5 protein-coding genes are annotated in these 5504 nt (G+C 60.0%); 2 read left to right on the top strand and 3 right to left on the bottom strand.

The features are described from left to right. Positions 1-242 precede the first annotated feature (242 nt). Positions 243-1013, top strand: a complete 771-nt coding sequence (locus tag IQ273_RS29620) for an intradiol ring-cleavage dioxygenase (protein WP_228054152.1) — start codon at positions 243-245, stop codon at positions 1011-1013. A 119-nt stretch (positions 1014-1132) separates the two neighbouring features. Here the strand turns inward: IQ273_RS29620 and IQ273_RS29615 are convergent, their stop codons facing one another. From IQ273_RS29615 to IQ273_RS29605, 3 genes are all read right to left on the bottom strand, one after another. Further along, a complete protein-coding gene (locus IQ273_RS29615; RefSeq protein WP_194026695.1) occupies positions 1133-2122 on the bottom strand; it encodes a carbohydrate kinase in 990 nt (329 codons plus the stop codon). A 53-nt stretch (positions 2123-2175) separates the two neighbouring features. Further along, on the bottom strand, positions 2176-3162 hold the full coding sequence (locus tag IQ273_RS29610; protein ID WP_194026694.1) for a sugar-binding transcriptional regulator: 987 nt from the start codon (positions 3160-3162) through the stop codon (positions 2176-2178). A gap of 107 nt (positions 3163-3269) precedes the next feature. Next, positions 3270-4073 carry an SDR family NAD(P)-dependent oxidoreductase gene (locus tag IQ273_RS29605; RefSeq protein WP_194026693.1) on the bottom strand — a complete coding sequence of 268 codons (804 nt, stop codon included), beginning with the start codon at positions 4071-4073 and terminating at the stop codon, positions 3270-3272. 166 nt (positions 4074-4239) lie between these two features. Here IQ273_RS29605 and IQ273_RS29600 point away from each other — a divergent pair. Next, positions 4240-5504: sugar ABC transporter substrate-binding protein (locus tag IQ273_RS29600; RefSeq protein ID WP_194026692.1), on the top strand; the 1265-nt coding region annotated here is incomplete at its 3' end.

The raw sequence follows: 5504 nt of genomic DNA, 5'->3' as shown, positions 1-5504 counted from the left end.
GGCGTATTCAACCCTGGAAGAGGCGTTTGAGATGCTGCCGGATGCGATCGAGGCGGTACAGCCTCAGCAGCAGGACGCCTATGATGCGGCGTTTGAGCGCTATACCCCGCTCTACGAGTCGCTGAAGGCTGTCCGGTAGGGAGTCTTCCGCTTGGTGACAGCGCTGTAATGCAAGCTTAGGGTAAAGCGTCATTTTTATTTGGCCCAATGGATGCTGTTGATATAGCAAAGCCCCTATCGTTATGCCAAGACAATACGTATCTGGAATGGATGGCTTCCGCCTCAAGCGCCGAGACGCCCTGGGTTTTCTCGGCGGCACCCTAATGGTTTCACTGATGGGTTGTTTTCGTAGACCATCTGCCTCAGCTGAACTTAGCGGCACCGTAGCCCAAACCCCAACCGGCACGGCAGCCCCCGCCTGCACCGTGCGACCCCAGCAAACCGAAGGCCCCTACTTTGTTGACGAAGGGCTGAATCGAGCGGATATTCGCGCTGATTCAGCGACGGGGGCAGTCAAACCGGGCGTGCCCCTCAAGCTGCAGTTTCGGGTGTCGCAGGTGGGCGAAAATGCCTGTGTGCCGCTGGCCGGGGCCATTGTTGATGTCTGGCACTGCGATGCCACTGGGGCCTACTCGGATGTGAGCGATCGCCAAGCCAACACTCTGGGCCAAACGTTCTTGCGCGGTGCTCAGGTCACCAATGCTGACGGCACGGCTGAGTTCACCACCATCTATCCCGGCTGGTACCCAGGGCGAACCGTGCATATTCATTTCAAAATTCGCGGCAGTACCGCCGCCAGTCAGGGCTACGAATTTACCTCACAGCTTTACTTTGACGATGCTTTGAGCGATCGCGTCTACGCCCAGGCCCCCTACAGCGATCGCGGTCAGCGCACCACCCGCAACTCAAATGACGGCATCTTTCGCAGTGGCGGCGAGCAGCTCGTGCTGCCGGCGACTCAGGATGGGGAGGGCTACGCAGGCCGCTTTGAGATTGGGCTGGAGCTGGTTTGAGGGGCGATCGCGCTAAATTTTGGTGCCTGCCCCGACTTGTTTAGGGCAAACGCCGTTTGCCCCTACAGGGTTGCCTTTTTTGAATTGGGTATCTGGCTAGGGGCGAATGGCATTCGCCCTCAGGGATCGGGGCTAGATGCCGCCGCCTGGCTTTGCAAAAAGGCATCGATCGCCTGGGGGGTGGGCTGGGCGGCGATCGCCCCTGGTTTCAGCGTCGTCAGTGCCCCCACAGAGCTGGCGTAGCGCAGCATGTCCTTAACTGTTTCAGCCGATTGCAGGCTCTCCCAGCCCCGCTGGCAAAGCTGGTGCAGAAATCCGGCCAGAAACGCATCTCCAGCTCCGGTGGTATCGATGCTGTCGACGGCAAAGGCGGGCAGCGAAAGGCTGTGCTGCTTGGTGGCGCAGGTGCTGCCGTTGCCCCCGTCGGTGAGCAGCACAGCTTCACACTGGGGGAACTGTTGACAAATCTCAGCAGCGGAATCTGTATCCAGCAGCCACAGGGCTTCTTCTCGTGAGAGCTTGAGCAGGTCGGCGGCCTTCAAAAATTCGTGAATTTTGGGCGGCGCAAGCTCTACGTCAGACCAGAACACCGGACGCCAGTTCAAGTCAATCACGATCTTGGTTCCGGCCTGCTGGGCCTTATCGCGCGCCAGCGCCATAGCGCTGGCGGTAGTGGGGTAAGCCAGGCCCAGCGTCCCCATCACCAGATACTTCACCCCCGCAAAATCAACGCCGTCAATCCACTCAGGAGCTAGGTGGGCATCGGCAAAGGCGGCGGGGTCGGGGGCGCTAAAGCCGATGAAGTTGCGATCGCCCGTCTCATCCCGCTCCACCAGCACAATGCGAGTCGGGGCATCGGCGTAGCGCTGAATCTGGCAGGCGACTCCCTGCTCCTGCAACACCTGAGTCAGCCAGTCGCCCACGTCGTCCTGGCCCAGGCAGCTAACCATGCGGGTGGGGGTGCCCAGTTTTGCGATCGCGGTAGCGACATTGGCAGGCGCACCGCCGGGGTAGTCCGTCCATTCTGTTGAAGAATGCTGGCGGTTCTGGCCGACCTCAAACAGGCGATCGACTAAGCATTCTCCCAGGCAAATAACAGGCTCGGTCATGGTTTTCTCCAAATGGGTTAGCAGGCCTCCGTTGACCTGGGGAAAGGGGCTCATCATTTGGCCAAAAGGGCTGTGGCCACCGCTTCATCGGTAATCAGCCCGCTGATCAGCTGGCCCTTTAGGGCGGCGAGAATGGCTTCGGTTTTACGCGGCCCGCAAGCGACGCCAATCACCAGGCGCTGGGCCGGCTGCTGGAGGGGTACGCCAGCCACACGGGTGTTGGTGCCCTGGCGCAGCAACATGCCCTGGGCGTCGAAGGCCCAGCCCGCAATTTCGCCCACCGCCCCCAGCTCAATCAGCTCGGTCAGTTCGGTCTCGTTGATAAAGCCATCCTCATGCAGGGGGGCGTTCCAGGCGATGTGGCTGACGCCAACGAAGGTGACTTTAGCCTGCTCCGCCAGCGCTTTGACGGCGGTGAACGATCGCTGGGTCTGCAGCAGGTCGCGCTCTTCCACGCTGGTGGCCACCGCTGGCGTGGGTACCGGGTAGGTCTGCGAGCCCACCCGGTCAGACAGGTGCATGACCACCTCGTGGCGACCCGCTAACCCGTAGTGCGACATGTTGCCCACAATCGAGACGATCTTGTGCTGGGGCTGATCCATCGACGGAATTTGATCGACCATGGCCCGCAGGGTACGGCCCGAGCTAAAGGCCAGCACGGAGGGCGATTTTGCCAACAGGTAGGTTTCCAGGTGGGTGGCCGCGCAGACCCCCAAACCGCTGTAGGGGTCGCTGCCGTCAGCGGAGTTGGGAACCACTTCGCACAGAGAGAGCGCAAATTTATCCCGCAGGGCCTCGGCCAGGGCAATGCAGTGGCTGAGGGGATGGTCGAGGCGAAATTTGATCAGCTTTTCGCTGACGGCGAGCGCCACCAGCCGCTGGGCCGACTGCCGCGACACGTTCAGCTTGCAGGCAATTTCTTCCTGGGTGTTGCCAGCGATGTAGTATAGCCAGGCTGCATGGGCCGCCAGGTCAAGTTTGCGATGGCCCTGCTGGGCCGGTTTCCGACCATCGCGCTTTTCTGGATAATTTTCTTCCATCGCTCACCTCAGAAACCCACCACCGCCTCAAGAAAGATCTTAGGCGATTAAAGATCTGCCTAAAGATAGATTGAGCATTACTTCCATCAGGGAATATTTGCTCATTTCTACTGCCCCCCTGTGACATCTAAATTGAACCCGGTGATGTAGCTGGCCTCATCGCTCATCAGAAAGGCGACGCCGTTGGCGACTTCTGCCAGCTTCCCCAACCGCCGCAGGGGCACTGAGTTGATCATCTGCTGCTCGACGACCTTGGGGTCGGCATCAAAATACTGGGAGCCGACCCCCGCCTGTAGTTCCGTCTGCCGGGTCCACATAAAGCCGGGGCCAATCAGCGACGGCGACAGGGCATTGACGCGAATGCCGTAGGGGGCCAGGTCTTTGGCCGCCGTCTGGGTCATGCCGATCACCGCAAACTTGGAGGCAGCGTAGGCCAGCATGTTGGGCGGCCCATCGACCCCAGCGTGGCTGGCCATATTGACAATCGCCCCGCCACCGCCATCGCGCAGGGTTTGGGCAGCGGCTTTGAGCACGTGAAAAACGCCCACCACGTTGATATCAATCACCTTTTGAAAATCCTGCTCAGGATACTCGTCTGTTTTGGCAAACGCACCCTGGTAGCCCGCGTTGTTAAAGACGTAGTGAATCTGCCCCGTCTGCTCAGCCGCTGCTGCAAACACCTGTTTCACCTGATCAGGGTTGGTCACATCGCAACGAAAAGTATGAACCGGACTGCCGCCGTCTTTTAGCGCCTGGGCTACCTCGGTCAGCTTAGTTTCGTTAATATCCAGCAACACAACAGTTGCCCCATCGGCGGCAAATCGGTGGGCGGTGGCCCTGCCGATTTCCCCCGCCCCGCCGGTAATCAGGATGGTTTTGCCCTGGAAAGCATAGGTTGCCGTCGCGCTCATAAAGCTGGCCTCAGTGTGAGAACTGCAATCAAGAATTGTTGCGAATACTACTGAACGTCTCACCCTTGGGAAGCGACATCAGTATGATTCCATTATTGGGCTTTTGCCCACTGCTAGGGCATAAATTCAACTTAGTTTATCTTTTTGAAATTCGAGGAGCCGTGCGATGCACCTTTTTCGCCGTGCTAGTAGGTGTGCCAGAGGGCTGGTGGCCTTCCTGATTGGCCTCCTGCTGGTGCAGCTTGTCAACGCCTGTTCGGCAGGGCCGCAAGCGGGCGGCAAAACTCGCCTGACCATTGCCACCGTCAACAACGGCGACATGGTGGTCATGCAAGATCTGTCGAGCCAGTTCGAGGCCGATAACCCCGATATCGAGCTGCGCTGGGTCGTGCTGGAAGAAAACATTCTGCGCCAGCGCACCACCACCGATGTGGCCAGCCAGGGCGGCCAGTTCGATGTCTTGACGATTGGGTCTTACGAAGCGCCGATTTGGGCCAGGCGGGGCTGGCTGCGATCGCTCGACGGACTGCCCGCCAACTACGATGTCGACGACCTGATCGACCCCATTCGCACCGGACTCTCCTACGAAGACACCCTCTACGCGGTGCCCTTCTACGGCGAAAGCTCGATGCTCTACTACCGCACCGACCTGTTTGACGAGGCGGGCATTACGGTGCCCCAAAGTCCTAACTATGAGCAGGTGGCTGAATGGGCCAGCCAGGTCCACGACCCGGAGAACGGCGTCTACGGCATGTGCCTGCGGGGCAAGCCGGGCTGGGGCGAGAACATGGCCTTTCTCACCACCTTGGTCAACACCTTTGGCGGCCGCTGGTTTGACATGGACTGGAACCCTACCATCAACACCCCCGAGTGGCAAAACGCCGTCAGTTACTACGTGGACGTCATGAACCAGTACGGCCCCCCCGGAGCTAGCTCTAACGGGTTCAACGAAAACCTGGCCCTGTTCTCGACCGGCAAGTGCGGCATGTGGATCGACGCCACCGTCGCCGCTGGTCTGCTCTCGAACCCGGACGAATCCCAGGTGGCCGACGTGGTTGGGTTCGCCCGCGCCCCGGTCGAGTCTTACCCGAATGGCTCGAACTGGCTGTGGTCCTGGGCCTTAGCGATTCCCGAAACCTCCCAGTCGCCCGAAGCCGCCGAGCGCTTTGTCGCTTGGGCCACCTCCAAGGAGTACGTCCAGCTGGTGGCAGACGAGTATGGCTGGGTCGCTGTGCCACCGGGCACCCGCAAGTCCACCTACGCAAACCCCAACTACCAGGCCGCCGCCCCCTTCGCCGACATCGTGCTGAACTCGATTCAGTCCGCCGATATCACCAACCCCTCCCCCAAACCGACCCCCTACAAGGGCGTGCAGTACGTCGATATCCCTGAATTTCAGGCGATCGGCACCCAGGTCGGTCAACGCATGGC

This window comes from Nodosilinea sp. LEGE 07298 (assembly GCF_015207265.1).
Taxonomy (GTDB): domain Bacteria; phylum Cyanobacteriota; class Cyanobacteriia; order Phormidesmidales; family Phormidesmidaceae; genus Nodosilinea.
The sequence above is the reverse complement of the archived record's forward strand: the minus strand, read 5'-3'. Positions and strand labels throughout refer to the sequence as shown.